We start from the raw sequence: 18,246 nt of genomic DNA, 5'->3' as shown, positions 1-18,246 counted from the left end.
ACGTCACGCTGAAGGGCGTGATAAACTCTCACGACGGCGTAACGGATTTAAAACAACAAGCAAAATGACAAAAAAACACGTTTGGATTGACAGCGATTTATCGGTAGGCATGGAGCGCGAAAATCGCCCCGGATATTCTGATGTAGATGATGGCTACGCGATTTTGCAATTGTTCAGAGCAGAAAATGTGAAAATCCATGGAATTTCGGCGGTATTTGGAAATACGTCGATCAAGAATGCATTTCCGCTTTGCCAAAAAATGGCGAGTGAATTTGCCTACGAAAAAATTCCTGTTTACAAAGGAGCTGGCGAGAAAATAGAACTTGGAAAGATCAAAACAAACGAAGCCGTTGAAGCATTGGCGGAAGCCTTAAAAAATCAAAAGCTGATTATTATGGCTATTGGCCCGGCGACAAATGTGGGTCTGCTGCTCTTGAAATATCCCGAATTAAGTTCGAAAATCGAAGAAGTGGTTTTGGTAGCGGGTCGGCGGAAGCCAACTGATAATTTTGCTATTGGCAACAAAGGCCGCAATGCCGGAGACGCCAATTTTGATATGGATGTCGAGTCGTTTCGATTGATGTTTCAGCATAAAGTGGCAGTAGTGCTTTGTCCGTTTGAGATTTCGAGCAAGGTATGGATCAAGCAAAATGATTTGGATCAACAAGCTGCGGGAGACGCCGGCAATAAGTGGCTTGCCAGTGAATCTAAGAACTGGCTTCAACAATGGAAAGATCAGGGTGCCGACGGATTTAACCCTTTTGATGTGCTTGCCAGCCACTACATTATCAATCCCAATGACATTATTTCTGAAAAGCTAAATGCCAGAATCGAAATTCACCCGAACGACACGGTGAGTGACGAAAACGATTTTAAAGACTACCTGCTTTGCGATAAAAATCAGGGTTACCCGGTAACGTATTGCTACGACGTGGCAGAAGGATACCACGAGAAATTAATGAAAAGTTTGAACGCATAATCGCATGAAAAAACTATTGAAAGATAAAAACGAACTTGAAGCTTACCTGAAAAATCAGGGCTGGCTGAAGCCGGATGAGCAGATTGCTAAAATCGAAAAACCCGGTGAAGGAAACATGAATTTTACGCTTCGGGTTGATACCGGTGAGCGCAGTTTTATAGTGAAGCAAAGCCGCGATTTTGTTGAGAAATACCCGCAAGTGGCCGCTCCCGTTGAGCGCGTTTTGAGCGAAGCAAGGTTTTACGAAATCCTTTCTGGAAATGCTGCACTCAAAGCGATGACCCCAAATGTAATTGGTCTCGATAAGGAAAATAGCGTGATGATAATGGACGATTTGGGGGCAGGCTCTGACTATTCACGACTTTACCGAGAAGGAGAAAATATCGATCAAGCCGATTTGGAAATACTTGTTGATTTTGCAGCAGATCTCCACGCTTCCTTTCCTGTGAAAAAGGTCAATAACCCTATCAGAAACAGAGAAATGCGCTTCTTGAATTTTGAGCATATTTTTGTGATTCCCTATCTGGAAAACAATGGGATTAATCTGGATGAAATCCTTCCCGGACTTGCCGCTTTCGCCAAAGATTTTAAAGCCGACAAATCCTTACATGTCGCAGTAAAAGAACTTGGTGATCGCTATCTCGCTGACGGCCCAGCAATTCTGCACGGTGACTATTTTCCAGGAAGTTGGCTTAAAACGGCCGATGGCATTAAGATAATCGATCCCGAGTTTTGCTTTTTTGGTGATCCCGAATTTGATATTGGTGTAATGTGTGCCCATTTAAAAATGGCAGATCAATCGGCTGAAATCATTGAATTCGTAATGAATCGCTATTCGGCGAAAGCCAAAATAGACAGCGTGCTTACCGAAAAATACAGCGCCGCAGAAATCTTGCGCAGAATGCTTGGATTGGCACAATTGCCATTGGAAATAAACCTTGAGAAGCGAAAAGATTTAATGGAAGAAGCAAGAAATACACTCAAGGGAGTACAGCCGTAGTGGTCACTGAGCGGAGTCGAAGTGCATGCTACGGCTCAAAATATTGGCAAAATGCCTAAAGATATTTACAAAATAAACCGATAATAATCAATATTATATGAGACTAACTCTCCTCTTACTATTCCAGCTTGTAATCGCATCAGCATTTGCGCAAAGCTCAACCTACAATTCGCGCGTGCTCGATGCGGAAAACCTACCGATAGCTGGTGCGACGGTAAACGTAACTGGCACGGAAGAGTACGCTATATCAGATGCAAATGGTGCATTTTCTATCAAAAGTGCAACGCCAGATTTCACGCTTAGCATTTCATTTATCAGTTTTGAAAACAAGACTTTAACGGTATCTAATGGCGAAATGCCCGCTTCAATTACACTCAATGCCAGCACCTTGCAACTGAATGAGTTTGTGGTTACCGCTTTGGGAATAGACCGTGAAAAGCAATCGCTTACATCGGCAATTACAAAAATTGACAATAGGCAAATAACCCAAGTGCCAATGACAAATGTGGTAAATAGCCTTGCCGGACAAGTGGCTGGGGTGCAAACTACAAATGGCTCTTCTGGCGTAGGATCTTCTTCGCGGATTATTATTCGCGGAGAGAATTCATTGAGCGGCCGCAATCAACCGCTATTTGTTGTTGATGGGGTGCCAATAAGCAATGAGCTTATTACCAGCAACTTGTTTAACGATGGTGGCAACATTCACGAAGTTGATTTTGGAAATGGTGCTTCTGAATTAAGTCCCGACGATATGGAATCTATCACGATTTTGAAAGGCCCGGGATCTGCCGCGCTTTACGGTACGCGCGCGTCAAATGGTGTTGTGCTTATTTCTACCAAACGCGGGAAAGAACAACGCGGAATTGGCGTCACCACCAGCAGTTCGGTAACCATAGATCGCGTGCTTACACTCCCCGATCATCAGAATAAATACGGTGGTGGATCGAATGGACAATACGCTTTCCAAAACGGAACAGGTGGCGGCACAAACGATGGTGGCTTGAGCAGCTACGGGCCATTGCTCGATCAAGGTTTAAATATTGCGCAATTTGATAGTCCATCAATTGATATAAATGGAAATATTGTTCGTGGTGGCGATGTAATTGCGCGTACCCGGGCTGACGGATCTTATACCGACATTACGCCAACACCCTGGATTTCGCGACCTGATAATATTCGCAATTTCTTTGAAACCGGGGTAACATTTAATAACAATATTGCCGTTACGTCAAATGGCGATAATGGAAGCGCGCGGTTGTCTTACACCAATTTTCGCAATAAGGGAGTTATCCCAAATACCGATCTCGATCGCGATGGAATTGCCTTGAGCCTGACTCAAAACTTGACGGATAAGTTGACTGTCGATGTTTTTGCAGATTATATCTACACACGCAGCGATAACCGCCCTGCCGTTGGTTTTGGATACGAAAATGTGATGTATGGATTTAACTGGACGGGTCGCCAAACCAATATTGAAGCACTTAAGGATTACTGGCAAGCCGGTCAGGAAGGGGTTCAGCATTTCGATTTAAATTATCTCTGGCTCACAAATCCCTATCTCACCCTTTTTGAAAACACAAATAGCTTTAAGAAAAATAGGATTTTGGGTAATGCTTCCGCGAATTATGAATTCACTGAAAAGTTGAGCTTACGTGTAAGAACAGGGATTGACAACTATACCGATAACCGTGTTTTTAAACGCGCATACAGCACGAATCGAAGGCCTTTTGGCGCCTACCGCGAAGATAATGTCTCGTTTAGTGAAATAAATTCTGATCTCTTGTTGACATGGAAAGACCAGATAAATAAGGATGTAAAATACTCTGTTTCGGCAGGTGGAAACCGGATGGATCAAGACATTCACTATCAATACACAGAAGCAGGCCAACTCGCCGTGCCAGGGGTTTATACCCTTGCAAATTCGCGGGTTCCGCTTACGGGAGCCAGCCAAACTTTTGAGAAACGCATAAATAGCCTTTACGGAATTGGAAATGTGTCGTATCAAGATGTTTACTATCTCGATTTAACCTTACGAAACGATTGGAGCAGCACCTTGCCTGATAATAATAACTCTTTTGCTTATTATTCTGCCGGTTTGGGATATGTTATTTCCAATGCATACGAGCTTCCAAAGCCGATGTCTTACGCAAAAGTTCGATTTAGTGCATCGAGTGTTGGTAACGATACCGATCCATATCAGTTGAATAATACCTTTCGGTTCAACCAAAATTATGGGTCTTCTTTTCGCTTGACGAATGAGAATATTTTGAAAAATTCGAACTTGAAACCAGAGCGTCTTAACGCTTACGAAGCTGGTGCAGAAATTTGGTTTTTGAATAATCGCATTCAAACAGATTTCTCTTACTATCAAAATACGAGTGTAAATCAAATTATTGGGCGCCCGGTTTCCGATGCTTCAGGATATACCAACATTGTAGAAAATGGTGGCGAAGTGCGCACCCGTGGATTTGAAGCCATGGTAAGTGCCAGAATTATTGACAAGGAAAAATTCCAATGGGTTTCGTCGCTTAACTATTCCACTTTTGAGAGTGTCGTTACGAAACTCCCCGAAGGCGTAGATCAATACGTTACTGGCCAGGCGAGTGTTTTTGCCGGAGCGGGGGGTTCAAACACTGTATTTTATATAGCCAAAGAAGGAGGTAGAGTAGGCGATATGTACGGAACCGGTTTTGTAGAAATAGATGGAAAAACGCTCTACAATGACAATGGATTGCCTGTGCAAGATGCAACGCTCCGCTTGCTGGGCAATTACAATCCGGACTTCGCACTTGGTTTCAATAATCAATTTACTTACCGAGGCATCACTCTTGGAGTGCTATTCGACTGGAGAAAGGGTGGTACCATTGTTTCGCGAAGCAAAGCTTTAGGAAGTAATTCTGGCGTACTAAAAGAAACACTCGAAGGTCGCGAAACTGGAATTGTGGGTGACGGTGTGGTTAATATTGGCGACGATGAAAGCCCTGTTTATGTTCCAAACACAACGGTAGTTCCCGCAAGTCAGTATTACAATAATTACTACGACCGTGGCAACGAAGCCAGCTCACTTTACAGTGCTTCGTACTTGAAATTGAGACAAGTAAGCATTTATTACTCGCTTCCCGAGAAGGTTTGTAAGTCGATAGGATTTCAAAAAATAGAAGTTGGTTTAATTGGAAGCAACCTACTTTTATTTACAGAAAATCCGCATTTCGATCCAGAGTTGAGCTCCATTCAGGGACGCAATTTTACGTATGGTGTAGAAGATGCATCCTATCCATCTGCACGAAGCTTTGGCTTTAGCCTTAAAACCCAATTTTAAATCAACGATTATGAAAAAGATATTTTTAGCACTCTTCACCATCGGGTTATTTACCACGGGCTGTACCGATAAGTTTGACGAAATAAACGAAAACCCAAATGCGCCCGAAGACGTGCGCCCGCAATTTTTATTGGCAAATGTGATTTCTGTCGCTGCCGATAAAAACACGTTTGATCAAGGCTTTAGGCTTGCTAATTATTTGGAGCATTTTGCTGCCAGTGTAGAGTTTGAGCGAATTGATCGGTATGAAATGGGTTCTAACAGCACCTATTGGAATACGCTTTACCATTTGCAAACAGATATTCGTTCTATAAAAGAAAACGAAAACAGCAATGAGGCTTATGTAGCTGTTTGCGATATTATGAGCAGCTTTATGTACTCACAGCTTACAGATATGTGGGGCAATGTGCCTTACAGTGAAGCAATTGGTGCTATTGACGGCAACATTACGCCAAAATACGATACCCAGCAGTTTATCTATACCGACCCGGATTTGGGCATTTTAGCTGTTTTGCAGAATGCTGCTATGACACTCAATGAAACTTCTGCTACAATAGATGGGGATGTGATGTTTGGAAATGACCTTGATCAATGGATTCGATTTGCAAATTCGCTTCGCGTGCGCTATTTGTTGAGGATAAGCGGCAGGGTAGATGTATCGGGTCAGTTGCAGACGCTCGTGAGTGAAGATAGATTGATGCGTGGAAATATGGACAATGCAGTGGTGCCTTATTTGAGCTCTGCACCAAACCAATGGCCGATGTTTAACAGTAGCCTTGGTTTATATCAGGAACACAGAATGACGACTACAGTAGATTCTATTTTATCGGCTTGGGAAGATCCGAGAGTTGATGTGCTTTATAAACCAACATCGAATAGTGTTTTGGAAGGCAATCCCGTATTTAATGGCATTCTAAACGGCCAGAGTCGTGAAACAATTGCTGCTTCAGGAATTGACCTTTCCGATGTGAGTTTATTTGGCGCTATATTTAGGGATGTACCCGGTGGAGTTGATGGCCAGTTTATGCAATACGCTGAGTTACAATTTGCTTTAGCGGAAGCTTGCGAGCGTGGAATTTTGGGTGGAGATGCCCTAACCTATTACCAAAACGGTATCAGTGCCAGCTTTGAATATTACAACACCAGTTTGCCCGGTGATTATTTTACGCGTGAAAATGTAGCGCTTGACGGGACGAACAACCTGACTAAAATTATGACTCAAAAATGGTTGAGCTTGATTTCAAACGGCCACGAAGCCTGGTTTAATATTCGCCGCACCGGAATTCCCGCACTTGTTGCTGGGCCAGACAATTTGAATAATGGTATGTATCCCGTTCGCTATCTGTATCCCGAAGGCGAGCAGGCGACCAATGCAGCGAATTATGCCGAAGCTGCGGGAGCTATGGGTGGTGATGATATTAATAGTAAGGGATGGTGGGAGCAATAAGTTTTTATGCGCTTTGAGTAGTGAGTATTGTGTATTGCGTATTGCGTAATGAGTTATAGTGACGATATTAATTTATTGAATTTTTAAGAGAGCTCGACGTTTAGCTTCGGGCTCTTTTGATGTTGTTTATAAGACGCTTCAATACCGAGGCTGTGGATGGTAAAACGGCGTATGACAATCTATTTTTTTTTGCGACCTTGGCGTAAAATCTTAGTGTTTTTGCGGTTAAAACAGGAACCATCAATTCAACGAAAAACTCGCTCGTATGCCAACTTAGATAGAATTCCAAGGCTGCTTCAAGGCTAGCGTCCCGCGAGGCTTTTTTCTTCTGGCGGCCCGCCAGGTGCGTGCTAAACCGGATTCATTTTGTTTTGAGTATTAGTTATTGTGAAAATCAGCAACGTATTTTGAATATTTCAGTTCTTTATGGATCACTGAAGTAGCGAAAACCACACTCGGTAAGGATAAATCAGTTACTTTTGATTGAAACCCAGCATTAGTAGCTGGAAAATATTAGAAATTTTCAATTTTCTAACGAAAAGGTAAAAATTAAGAATTTAATCATGACGGAAGTGACAAATGAAATCAGTGAGATAGAGCCCATTTTGGCTGAAAACAAAGATCGTTTTGTTCTTTTTCCAATCGTTCACCACGATATTTGGAAATTCTATAAGCAAGCAGTGGCTTCTTTTTGGACTGTAGAGGAAATTGATATGGAGCCGGATTTAGACCACTGGGAGAATAAGCTAAACGATGATGAGCGTCACTTTATTAAATATGTTCTGGCATTTTTTGCGGCAAGCGATGGTATTGTAAATGAGAATCTTGCCGAGAATTTTCTTTCGGAGGTGCAATATACCGAAGCCAAGTTTTATTACGGGTTTCAGGTAATGATGGAGAATATGCATTCTGAAACCTACTCGCTTCTGATTGACACGTATATCAAAGATGCCGCTGAGAAGAAAATGCTATTCAATGCCATTGAAACACTTGATTGCGTAAAGAAAAAAGCAGATTGGGCGCTGAACTGGATAGACAATGGAAGCTTTGCGGAACGATTGGTTGCATTTGCAGCAGTTGAGGGTATTTTCTTCTCGGGTTCTTTTTGTGCGCTATTCTGGCTTAAAAACCGCGGCTTGATGCCCGGGTTGAGCTTTTCAAATCAGCTTATTTCTCGCGACGAAGGTCTGCATTGTGGCTTTGCCTGTCTTCTTTACAATGATCACTTGCAGCATAAACTCCCTAAAGAACGGGTGAAAAAAATCATAACTGACGCAGTTGAAATCGAAAAAGAATTTGTTACTGATTCCATACCGGTCAAACTTATTGGAATGAACGCTGAATTGATGCAACAATACATTGAATTTGTAGCCGACAGACTACTCGTTGAGCTTGGAAATGATAAGGTTTATAATGCTAAGAACCCATTCGACTTTATGGTAAAGTAATATACTAGTTAATTGAGATATTCATTAAGGTAAAAAGAATTTAAATCTAATCTTAAAACAATGTTAACTCCTTTATACATAGTGTGTGACGCACATTTCATAGTTTTGTTAATATATTTTAGGCATATAATGGCAATGACAAAATTTGAAAGTTGACAGTATAATCTCGAAAGGGGTTTTTATTTGTTAAATTCGGAACAGCTCAATTTTAATTTAAAATTTTGTAGTAAATTTTAGGTGTGGGTTGACCGAAATTATAAGCTCCGGAATATGTTAAAATAATATAAATAATAAGAAGAAGATGAAACCTTGAAGTTGGATGACTACGAATTTTTTTTTTTATGTTTGAGTTTCTGAAAGATACTTGATTAATCTGAAAGATACTTGAGGAATAAGTATAGATGGGGATGCCGAAAACCTAGAGTAGGCTTATTTTAAAATAGTTCGATATATTAATTAAAACGTTTATTTTGCTTTGTGCAATGCCTCTTTTAATGGGGAGTAATGAGAATGATGAGGATTTGTCCTTAACAAAATCTGAGGTGCTCCACGCTAATACCATTGCGCCTAATAGTAATAAAATTCTGCCTGTTGGGATTCAGATAATTGGTGGGATTTTTGAAGGCGAAAGTAATGGTTGGGTAAGTTGTCTCTCAGTATCTGGATATTGTATGATTATTGTAACTGATAAGGTTCTGCCACAATATGATATACCAGAAAAAGATCTACCTGCAGTAATATTTAATGAGAATGGTGTTGAGAGAATAGTACCAAATAAAAGAGTAGGAAATGCCATTGATGATGGCAATTCGAAGAAATATGAATTATTTGATGCTTACTAGTCAATGCTGAAATCTTGTTTTAACATTTTGTTAATCTATATCCTCTTTTCCTGTACAAATTCAGGAAAAGAGGATAAATTTTTAGGTGAAAACTATATCCAAGAGCAGGTTCATTCTGTTAACCTCACCGTGCGACCAAGTACTCAAGTTGTTGACGATAAATTATTTTTTTTGAGTGATCTTTCAGATATATTCGAACTAACGAAAGGGGAAGATCCCAACTTGTTTTTCAGCTTAGATGAAGCTGACATCGTAGATGAATTGATAGATTTTCATTTTGAGAACGATACAACTTACCCGTTTATGAGTAGGGAATACGCTGAGCCATTAAATTATTACGTTGAGAATTTCTATGTCTCAGAAAATAGTTTGCATCTGGTTGTTGTAGTAGTTCTTCCCTATCATGTTATATACCAAGAGCAAGATGCTCAATTTATGAGACAATTTTGACATATCTAAAATTCAGTTTAGCAGATAAATCATTGGAAATGCTGCGCTCACTCTCCGTTTCGTTGACCGATTTCAACTCCCATGAAACAAATATTCCGAGTGCTATTTTAGCCTTTAAAGTTCTGAAAGATGAAAGCCTGATAATATGAAACTTAACTTTTACTGCCAACAAGGAAAGAATACCCGAGTTAATGAAAATTGATTCTTTTAATAACTTCAGACTAAAAGCAGAACCACTTACTTATTATCATGACATTCCTGATAAGGAATTAACAACCAGTTATGGCTCCTTCTATGGAGTTGATCTGGAGCGATATTGTAACGAGTATGAAACTATAGTTTTTTCTGAATCTGGCGAAATGACTCGCCTAATTAATGATCATCCCGAAATCGACGAGGTCGTTATTGCAAATTCTGACACTTTTGATAAAGGTCAATACCATTATCGTTGTATTCGAAATAAGAATTCTGATGAACTAAGCTTAGAAATAACGCTTGAAGATTCTGTTTTGGCGCGTCAGGATGTCGGTAAATTCAAATCAGAAGTTATTACATTTAATTTTAGAAATGATGAGGCATGGTTTCTAAATACCGATACGACTTCAAATGGTTTTATTTTGCGGCAATTTTCATTGCCCTACTAACTAGCGGTTGCAATAATAAAGTTGATAAAGATTATAGTTCTGACAAATGTCAATTACTCATTTTTTTAGGGAAATCAAGTTGTCCCTCCTGCGAGATTGGTTTGCTACAAGTGTTAGATGATAAATGCGTTAAGTCCAATGTATCAGTCACTTTCATTACGTATCACAAGGGTAAAATTATCTCACCTATAATTCGTGATTTAGATGACAAATATAAATTTAAGGGATATTTTGATATTGATTTTTCAAAGATTCCCATCGAAAAGTTAGATCTTGATAGTGTATGAAAGGGGAGATTATTTTTCATTGCTGACGGTGTTCTGACGTATGAATATGATTTTATCGAAACGTTAACGTTATCAGAATTTCTTGATAATTGCTCGTTATACTCTGATAATTAAGTCCGTGCCTACAATTATTTACGATAAATTTTTTGTCTGTTAGTAGTTTTCAACTTTGAGTAAACATAATTCCTTAATAGGGAGATCATTAATGACGGCTGGTTTCTAAGAAAACCTAAAATTTGCATTTATGTAAAAGACTTATTGAGTGATTAGTTCTACAGATATGACCGGTTTAAAAAGTAAATCTAATTTACTGAAAAGATTCTGATTGATTATGGGTGCTTGCGTATCGGACTAATTCTCTAATTCATTTTGTAACTTCTCACCCAAGTTCCCATCTAAAGATAACATTGTCTCTATTTGAAATCCGTCTAAATAAGCGTCGCTAATGCGCTCTGACAATTCCATGACACAAGATCATTACTCTATATAGAAATTTGTGGTCAATATGATTACACAGGCTTTAAGAAGATTTTCGGTTTTTGCCTTTACCCACAAGGTTCTCCCTTTGGAGATGGTGGGTAAATTTCATATTGATCCAAATTTTATTCAGGACAAACTTACCGCACTAAAAAAGACCCTTAAGCTTGATGAGCTTATGTACCTTTCTACTTGCAATCGGGTAGAGTTTTTGGTTGTTCAAAGTCCCGGAAATCAGATAGATGCCAAAGATCTTGTGGCGGCAATGGATTTGGATTTATCAGAAACCGACTTCAATCTTATCACAAAAGGAGCCGAAGTTCACCGTGCCGATGATGGTGTGAAGCACCTATTTCGGGTGAGTGCATCGCTCGATTCGATGGTTATTGGCGAGCGCGAAATCATTACTCAAGTGCGTAAATCGTACGAAGATTGTCATAAAATTGGCCTTACTGGCGATTTTATCCGTCTCTTGATTCGCAAAACAATCGAAACAGCTAAGCTGATCTTTACCGAAACGGCCATTTTCAAAAAGCCGGTTTCTGTAGTTTCTCTCGGTTTTCACCGTTTGCGTGATTTGAATATGCCCGCCGACAGTCGGATTGTAATGATCGGTGCCGGAAAAACCAATAGAGCGATGATTCGCTTTTTGGCTAAGCACGGCTACAAGAACATTCATATTTACAATCGTTCGGTTGATAAAGCTGTGGCTCTGGCCAATGAAGTTGGAGCGAAAGCATCTGCCCTTACCGAACTTCCTAACCACACCACCGGATTTGATATTTGTATTACTTGCACATCTTCTGGTGAGCCGGTTCTTACAGAAGCAATTTATGATACGCTAGCTCAAGGCGAAAAAAGCAGAAAAGTAATCATCGACCTTGCCATTCCAGGAGATGTTTCAACTGATGTTTTGGCGAAAGCCGAAACCAGCCTTAAGTATATCGATATTGCTATGCTTAAGGTCATTGCCGATAAGAATCTAGCAGAGCGATCGAGTGAAATTAAAAATTGCGAAGTGATTATAGATACCAAGCTGATGGAGTTTCACGATATGTACAGAGATCGCGAAGTGGAGTTGGCAATGCGTCAAATCCCCCAAAAAGTTAAAGAAATTAGAGATACTGCTTTAGGAACCGTTTATGCCAAAGAGCTAAGCGAGATGAATGCCGAATCGCGCGAAGTGCTCGACAAGGTGATAGCCTATATGGAGAAAAAATATATTTCCGTTCCCATGAAAATGGCCAAGGAAGTCATGTTGAATAAGTCGAAGTGAGAAATTCTGAAATCGTAATTGGTTCGCGTGGGAGCGACCTGGCCTTGTGGCAGGCAAATTATATCAAAGATTTACTTGAGAAAGAAGGACACGCAGTCCGCATTCAAATCATTAAAACACAGGGCGATATTATTCAGCACTTGAGTTTTGACAAGATGGAAGGCAAAGGCTTTTTTACCAAAGAGCTTGAAACAGCTTTGCTCGCAAACCAAGTCGATTTAGCTGTGCATTCTTTTAAAGATTTGGAGACAAATCAGCCTGACGATTTAAGTATTGCAGCCATTTTAAACCGGGCCAATCCCGCTGACATTTTGCTCATTCGCAAAGGTTTTACCGATAGCAATGAACGCTGGACGTTGAAGAAAAACATTAAAGTTGGTACTTCGAGCGCCCGCCGAAAAATGCAGTTGACGCTTCACCGTCCCGATTTGGAAATTGACGACATTCGTGGAAACGTTCCTACTCGCGTACAAAAGTTACGCGACGGACATTTTGATGCAATTGTTTTGGCGAAAGCTGGACTCGACCGACTCAATCTGGATGTTAGCGATTTGGATGCTTTCGAATTTGATCCACGTGAGTTTATTCCGGCTCCTGCACAAGGTGCTTTGGCTTGCCAAATCAGATCTTCAGACACAGAGCTGGCAGAGATTCTAAAAGCCCTTCACAATACCAAAATTGCTAATTTGGTGGCCACAGAACGCAAGGTGCTCAACCTTTTTGATGGCGGTTGCCAATTGCCACTTGGTGCGTATTGCATAGAAACAGCCGAAGGTGTGGAGCTACGCGCCATTATGTCGCCACGCTATGGCGAGATGCCTTCGTCTGTATTCCTTAAAGCTAAAACGACTGACGGTCTGGCTCAAAAAGCTGCGGCTCAACTCAAAAAAAAAGTTCTGGCTTAACACTATTTCTTAGTCGCGATTATCTAGGAGATTTTTTCACCGAACTCGAGCGCAAGCACACTATTACTATCGAAAAGCAATCTTGTATTTCGCTTCGTCTAAAAAGTGATTTGACCCTTCCAAAAGCCGACTGGATTTTCTTTTTGTCACCTTCAGGCGTTGAACTCTTCGCCGAAAAATTTGATGCAAGTACATTTAAAATTGGTGTTATCGGCCCCGGAACAGAACGCGCCGTAGAAGAGCAAGGTTGGCAAGTTTCATTTTTACCAAAAGGAACAGATCCGAAAGAAGGTATTGATGAATTTGCCGAAATGCTACCATCCACTGAAACGGTAATAATGGCTTGTAGCGACAAAAGTTTGAAGCGGATGCATGGAATAGTTCCTGAAAATCAGTTGATAGAGTGGGAATTTTATGAAAATGTATCTGCACCAGAAATTTCAAAAAGCACTGCTGATTATTTGATTTTCACATCGCCGAGCAATGCTGATGCTTATCTTGATTTGTATGAATTGGGTGAAAATCAGGTTGTTGTAGCTATTGGTAAAACGACAGATACGGCTTTGGAAAAGCGCGGAGTTTTGAATAAAATTCGCGCTGAGCATCCTTTAGAAGAGTGGATTTGGGGAGCGATATTGAAAAGTATGTATATTTGACTTTTGGCAAAATCAATCACAGTTATTTTCGTTTTGGTGATAATTCTGTTTGCATAGATTGGGTGATTATTAAAATATTTATGCTAAGCATCGAGGAGTATCTGTGGTATTTCACTAACTTTAAATTATGGAAAATACAATTACCATACAGTTGACAAATAAAAAGACGCTAAAGCTCATACAAGAGCTAGAAGCGCTAGAAGCGCTGCAGCTGATTAAGATTCTCAAAGAAAACTTAAGTGCTTCAAAAGCGAAATTATCCGATAAATACAAAGGTGTATTTACGAAAGAGGATGCGATGAGCTTTAAAGAGCACACTAAATCGATGCGTGGAGAATGGGACAGGATTTAAAATCTTTACCGGATAATTTATTTTGGGATATTGACCCAGAGACGCTCGACTATGAAAAGAATGCTCGTTTTATTATCCAGCGTGTTATTCAAAGGGGTTCGCTTAAAGATTGGGCTACAATTAAGGCATATTACGGTCTAGAGTTTATTAAAGGCGAAATTCTTCAGATGCGGCATTTAGACCCCTTGACACTCAATTTTTTTAGTACCTATTTCGGTATCGATAAGAAAAACTTCAGATGTTACATTATACAACAATCCATCCCGAAACACTACAATTATTAAAGCGACTTCAGGAAATTGATTATCTGAGTAATTTTCGCCTTGTTGGAGGAACTGCTCTGGCTCTTCAAATTGGTCATAGACTTTCTGTAGATTTAGATCTATTTGCTTTTTCAGAGTTGGAAGTTGCGCCTATCTTGGACCAAATTGACTCATTAGGTAAAATAAAAATTATCAATCATTCCCCTAAAGTATTAAATATTTTGATTGATGATATCAAGGTTGATTTTGTTACATATCAATATGATTTTTTGAGACCGGTTGAAGTGGTTGACAATATACGTTTAGCTTCAATTGAAGATATTGCTGCAATGAAATTATCGGCGATAACAAGTAGAGGAGCCAAAAAAGATTTTATCGACCTGTTCTTTCTACTCAAAACTTTGTCGTTGGCTCAAATGTTTGAGTATTATTATTCAAAATTTCCTGATGGGTCTGATTTTTTAGTCGCCAAGAGCCTTACCTACTTCAATGATGCAGATATTGAGCCAATGCCTAAAATGCTTAAACCTGTTACTTGGAACGATGTTAAAAATAGAATAATTCAAGAAGTTGACGGGTACTTCTCATAGTTTTAGCCATCTTTTTGCTGTGCACCTAAACGGTATAAACCGATTGTATTCGCCTAGCATTCAATTTGAAAATGATCACATCAGGCCTTGAATCTTTAGCTTACAGCTAAACAAGATGATGGCTCTATTTTCGGTATTACATTTCTGGCTCAACCTTTGTTCCAAAAAAACAAAGGTTACCTTTTCACTTTCTCGACATTAAAGTGAAAAGAAAAGCATGAACGACCGAGAAATAATAGGATCAATACGCTCTGGTAAGACAGATGAGCCAATCAGGTACTTGTATCGTGAATTCCCGAAAATCAAATCCTTGATAGCCGCATCTGGCGGAAGCAAAAGCGAGGCGCGAGAAACATTTCACGATTCATTGATATTGCTGATTGAAAAGGTGAGCGAACCATCTTTTGAGCTATCATCAAAACTAACGACCTATCTATATGGCATAAACCGCTTACTATGGAAAAACAAGCTGCGTAAAAAACAATCTAATAAGGAATTGGAGTGGAAAGACACTTTGATTTTGAGCAATGAAGAATTAGGAATTCATGAAGAAAAAGAGGAAAAATCAAAGGCATTGGAGAAGGTGCTGGATGAAATTTCAAAGCGTTGCCGCGAGATTTTCAACCGGTTTTATTCCCGAAAGGAATCAATGAAGGATATCGCTGTGGCGATGGGTTTTTCGAGTGTGAACTCTGCTAAAACTCAAAAGTACAAATGTATGGAGCAGGCCATAAAACTTGCTTCTATAAAAAACTCCTGAGCCATGAGACTAGCACTAAATAATATTGAACGCGTTGAAATTTATTTGAATAATGAATTGAATGCGCAAGACCGGAAAGAGTTTGAAAATGAACTCACTACAAACGGCGAACTGGCTGAAACTTTGGCTGAGGTAAGATTATTGCGTAAAGCGATAAACCGAAAAGAATTGCGTTCCAAGATTGATATTATTCGTCGGAAAGGTGGGATGAATTCCACTCTAATTATTGGATTAATTGGGCTGGCTGTAATCTTGACCACATGGGCACTTTGGCCAAACCAAAGTTTGGAGGAATCGAATAACACATCAGCGACTAAGACCGAAGTTTCAACTGAAATCTCAACAAGTGGCGAAAACATTTTAGGGGTAGATTCCTTTTCTCAAGAACTGATGGATCAAAATGGGAATAAAATATCTGAATTGGGTGGAAAGAAATTGTACGTCACTCCTGATATTCAAAAGTTTAGTTTCAAAAGCGATGATGGCGCCACGATAGTTGGCAAAGACGGCATGCTAATAATCGTTCCTAAGAATGCTTTTATCGATGAAACCGGAAAAGAGCTTCGCGGCGAAGTAGAATTATTATTGGTTGAAGCATTTGGTGTTTCAGAAATGGTACTCTACAACTTGCATACTGTTAGCAATGGGTCTGTGCTTGAATCGGGCGGAATGTTTTATACGGAAACCACCATCGACGGAAGGCCGGTAAAAATAAATCCCAAAAGACCATTATATATTGAAATTCCAACTCCTGAAAGTGACACAGAAATGAGGTTGTTTCAGGGTGAAGTAAAACCCGATGGCAGCATTAACTGGGTAGATCCAAAACCACTTGAGCAGTTCTTAGTTACAGTTCCGCTTTCTGAATTAGATTTTTTACCGGAAGGCTTTGCCAATGAAGTTTCTGCGAACATGCCTTTTTTGAGTTATGAAAAAACAACCAATACCGTTGTTGACAGTTTGTACTATTCCTTAAATTGGGGCCTTAATGAAATACCGAAAGCGGACGAATTGCTTGGAGTAGATGAAACAGCTTCGGGTGTATTGCAAGATTGCGGCATTGATCCGGCATCGATCGAAACTATTAAAAAGGCTAAATTTCAGAATTCGTTCATAGCTACAAAAGCATTTGAAGAACGGATTAAAGTAATCCATAAAGCGCAAAACGGAGATGCCTTGCTTCAGATTTACATTCGGGATTTGGATAAAGACCTTTATGTATGCGATGCGCTGGTGGCGCAAGCAGCGGGCGGAAATCTGAAAAAGGTTTTTGAAGAATTTGCAAAACAGAATCTGGGAAACATTAAAGATGCGGCTTTGTATTCAGATCGGCTTCAAGCTTATTATGTAAAAAGGCGAAAGGAGTTGCGCGATATCCACAACCGAATTTCGGCAGATTACAATGAGAAGAACCAAACGAAATTAGAATTGCTGGCTGCAAAACGAGATGGGCTTTCATCAAGTTTACCGGCTAGCCTGAATCCATCAACCGTAAGGCAATCTTCGTCTAATGTATTCGCCACGCAATGGGCTTCTGCCGGATGGGGTAATATTGACAAATACATGATGCCACAATTGACGAACAATAGCAGAGAAGTTGCAATTGAGATAGAAAACGAATCGGAAAATGCAGATGTGAACGTATGGTTGGGCGAAATCAACACCTACACAGGTCTGGTTAAAAATGCTGGAAAGTATCGTGCGCGCTTTCCAAAGCGAACGAAAAATTCTGTTTCCCATGTTTTTGCAATAGAGCAAACTCCCGACGGCTACAACTGGGGTTATAAAAATTTTGATTCCAAGCTTGAAAACGAAATTCACTTTGCAATGGCTTCTGCCGATATTGATGAAATAAAAACTGCTCTTTTGGGTGTAGAAATGAATTTTGGAAGATTGAAGAATCGGTTAGGCCAAATCAATGCGAATAAAGCAAGGCAGGAAAGAGAGCAACGCGAAATAGTGAAAAAGCGCGAAGCAAGAAGGATTGAAATGAGAAAATTGACCGAGGCTTATAATGCCGAAGTTGCAAGACAAAAGGAAATTACTGATGTTATTTCTAAACTTCGCGAGGTAGCTTTTCCTTGTAATCAGAGCACGGCAGTAGAAGTTGAAGAACGATTGCCGGTTGATACTACCAGTATAAAATTGATTGAACAGCAGGTATTTACCATAGTAGAACAAATGCCTTCATTCCCTGGCGGCGATAAGGCTATGATGAAGTTTCTACAAGAGAATATTGCATATCCTGCGGAAGCAAAGAACAACGGCATTAGCGGTACAGTATATGTCACTTTTGTTATAGATGCAGATGGATCTCTCGGAAATCCACGGATTCTAAGGAGCGTGAGTCCTGACATCGATGCAGAAGCACTTCGGGTGATAGGCGAGATGCCGAACTGGACTCCAGGGCGCCAAAGAGGAAGTGCCGTTCCCGTTCAATACAATCTTCCTATAATCTTTACGCTGAGAAAATGATGAAGAACAAAAAATAAAAATCAACCATAAAAAATAGCGCGGATTTTGATTTGAAAATCCGCGCTTATTATTCTCA

General features: G+C 40.0%; 16 protein-coding genes. All 16 read left to right on the top strand.

The genetic code is table 11. The features are described 5' to 3' along the window. Positions 1-64 precede the first annotated feature (64 nt). The 16 genes from G3O08_RS08500 to G3O08_RS08430 all read left to right on the top strand — a co-directional run bounded on the left by G3O08_RS08500 (position 65) and on the right by G3O08_RS08430 (position 18,170). The gene (locus tag G3O08_RS08500) at positions 65-979 is read left to right on the top strand and encodes a nucleoside hydrolase (protein ID WP_163284872.1); all 915 of its coding nucleotides are present in this window, start codon (positions 65-67) and stop codon (positions 977-979) included. A 4-nt stretch (positions 980-983) separates the two neighbouring features. Next, positions 984-1,979: a phosphotransferase gene (locus G3O08_RS08495; protein WP_163284869.1), complete on the top strand. Its 996-nt coding sequence runs from the start codon at positions 984-986 to the stop codon at positions 1,977-1,979. 97 nt (positions 1,980-2,076) lie between these two features. Beyond that, positions 2,077-5,298: a SusC/RagA family TonB-linked outer membrane protein gene (locus G3O08_RS08490; RefSeq protein WP_163284867.1), complete on the top strand. Its 3,222-nt coding sequence runs from the start codon at positions 2,077-2,079 to the stop codon at positions 5,296-5,298. A gap of 10 nt (positions 5,299-5,308) precedes the next feature. After that, on the top strand, positions 5,309-6,745 hold the full coding sequence (locus G3O08_RS08485) for a SusD/RagB family nutrient-binding outer membrane lipoprotein (protein WP_163284865.1): 1,437 nt from the start codon (positions 5,309-5,311) through the stop codon (positions 6,743-6,745). 563 nt (positions 6,746-7,308) lie between these two features. Further along, the gene (locus tag G3O08_RS08480; protein ID WP_204336818.1) at positions 7,309-8,193 is read left to right on the top strand and encodes a ribonucleotide-diphosphate reductase subunit beta; all 885 of its coding nucleotides are present in this window, start codon (positions 7,309-7,311) and stop codon (positions 8,191-8,193) included. Positions 8,194-8,663: 470 nt separating this feature from the next. Continuing rightward, complete coding sequence (locus G3O08_RS08475; RefSeq protein WP_163284863.1) at positions 8,664-9,035, top strand: hypothetical protein; 372 nt, start codon at positions 8,664-8,666, stop codon at positions 9,033-9,035. Between the two features lie 27 nt (positions 9,036-9,062). Further along, complete coding sequence (locus tag G3O08_RS08470; RefSeq protein WP_163284861.1) at positions 9,063-9,485, top strand: hypothetical protein; 423 nt, start codon at positions 9,063-9,065, stop codon at positions 9,483-9,485. A 191-nt stretch (positions 9,486-9,676) separates the two neighbouring features. Beyond that, positions 9,677-10,129 (top strand): hypothetical protein, encoded by a 453-nt coding sequence (locus G3O08_RS08465; protein WP_163284859.1) that lies wholly within the window; start codon positions 9,677-9,679, stop codon positions 10,127-10,129. Positions 10,130-10,921: 792 nt separating this feature from the next. Continuing rightward, complete coding sequence (gene hemA, locus G3O08_RS08460; protein WP_163284857.1) at positions 10,922-12,169, top strand: glutamyl-tRNA reductase; 1,248 nt, start codon at positions 10,922-10,924, stop codon at positions 12,167-12,169. Further along, positions 12,166-13,074 carry a hydroxymethylbilane synthase gene (gene hemC / locus G3O08_RS08455; RefSeq protein WP_163284855.1) on the top strand — a complete coding sequence of 303 codons (909 nt, stop codon included), beginning with the start codon at positions 12,166-12,168 and terminating at the stop codon, positions 13,072-13,074. Before hemA ends, hemC begins: the two co-directional genes overlap by 4 nt. Before the next feature lie 110 nt (positions 13,075-13,184). Next, entirely contained in the window at positions 13,185-13,730 is a 546-nt protein-coding gene (locus G3O08_RS08450) for a uroporphyrinogen-III synthase (RefSeq protein WP_163284853.1), read from the top strand. Between the two features lie 127 nt (positions 13,731-13,857). Next, positions 13,858-14,082, top strand: a complete 225-nt coding sequence (locus G3O08_RS08445) for a hypothetical protein (protein ID WP_163284851.1) — start codon at positions 13,858-13,860, stop codon at positions 14,080-14,082. Then, positions 14,067-14,366 (top strand): DUF6922 domain-containing protein, encoded by a 300-nt coding sequence (locus tag G3O08_RS21850; protein WP_394352323.1) that lies wholly within the window; start codon positions 14,067-14,069, stop codon positions 14,364-14,366. The genes G3O08_RS08445 and G3O08_RS21850 overlap by 16 nt, the downstream gene beginning before the upstream one ends. Next, positions 14,321-14,935 carry a nucleotidyl transferase AbiEii/AbiGii toxin family protein gene (locus tag G3O08_RS08440; protein WP_163284849.1) on the top strand — a complete coding sequence of 205 codons (615 nt, stop codon included), beginning with the start codon at positions 14,321-14,323 and terminating at the stop codon, positions 14,933-14,935. The genes G3O08_RS21850 and G3O08_RS08440 overlap by 46 nt, the downstream gene beginning before the upstream one ends. A gap of 217 nt (positions 14,936-15,152) precedes the next feature. Then, positions 15,153-15,695, top strand: a complete 543-nt coding sequence (locus G3O08_RS08435; RefSeq protein WP_163284847.1) for an RNA polymerase sigma factor — start codon at positions 15,153-15,155, stop codon at positions 15,693-15,695. 3 nt (positions 15,696-15,698) lie between these two features. After that, a complete protein-coding gene (locus G3O08_RS08430; protein ID WP_163284845.1) occupies positions 15,699-18,170 on the top strand; it encodes a TonB family protein in 2,472 nt (823 codons plus the stop codon). The last annotated feature ends 76 nt before the right edge of the window (positions 18,171-18,246 follow it).

The sequence above is a fragment of the Cryomorpha ignava genome, assembly GCF_010686655.1.
In the GTDB taxonomy this organism is placed as follows: Bacteria; Bacteroidota; Bacteroidia; order Flavobacteriales_D; family Cryomorphaceae; genus Cryomorpha; species Cryomorpha ignava.
This window is presented reverse-complemented; position numbering and strand designations above follow the sequence as displayed.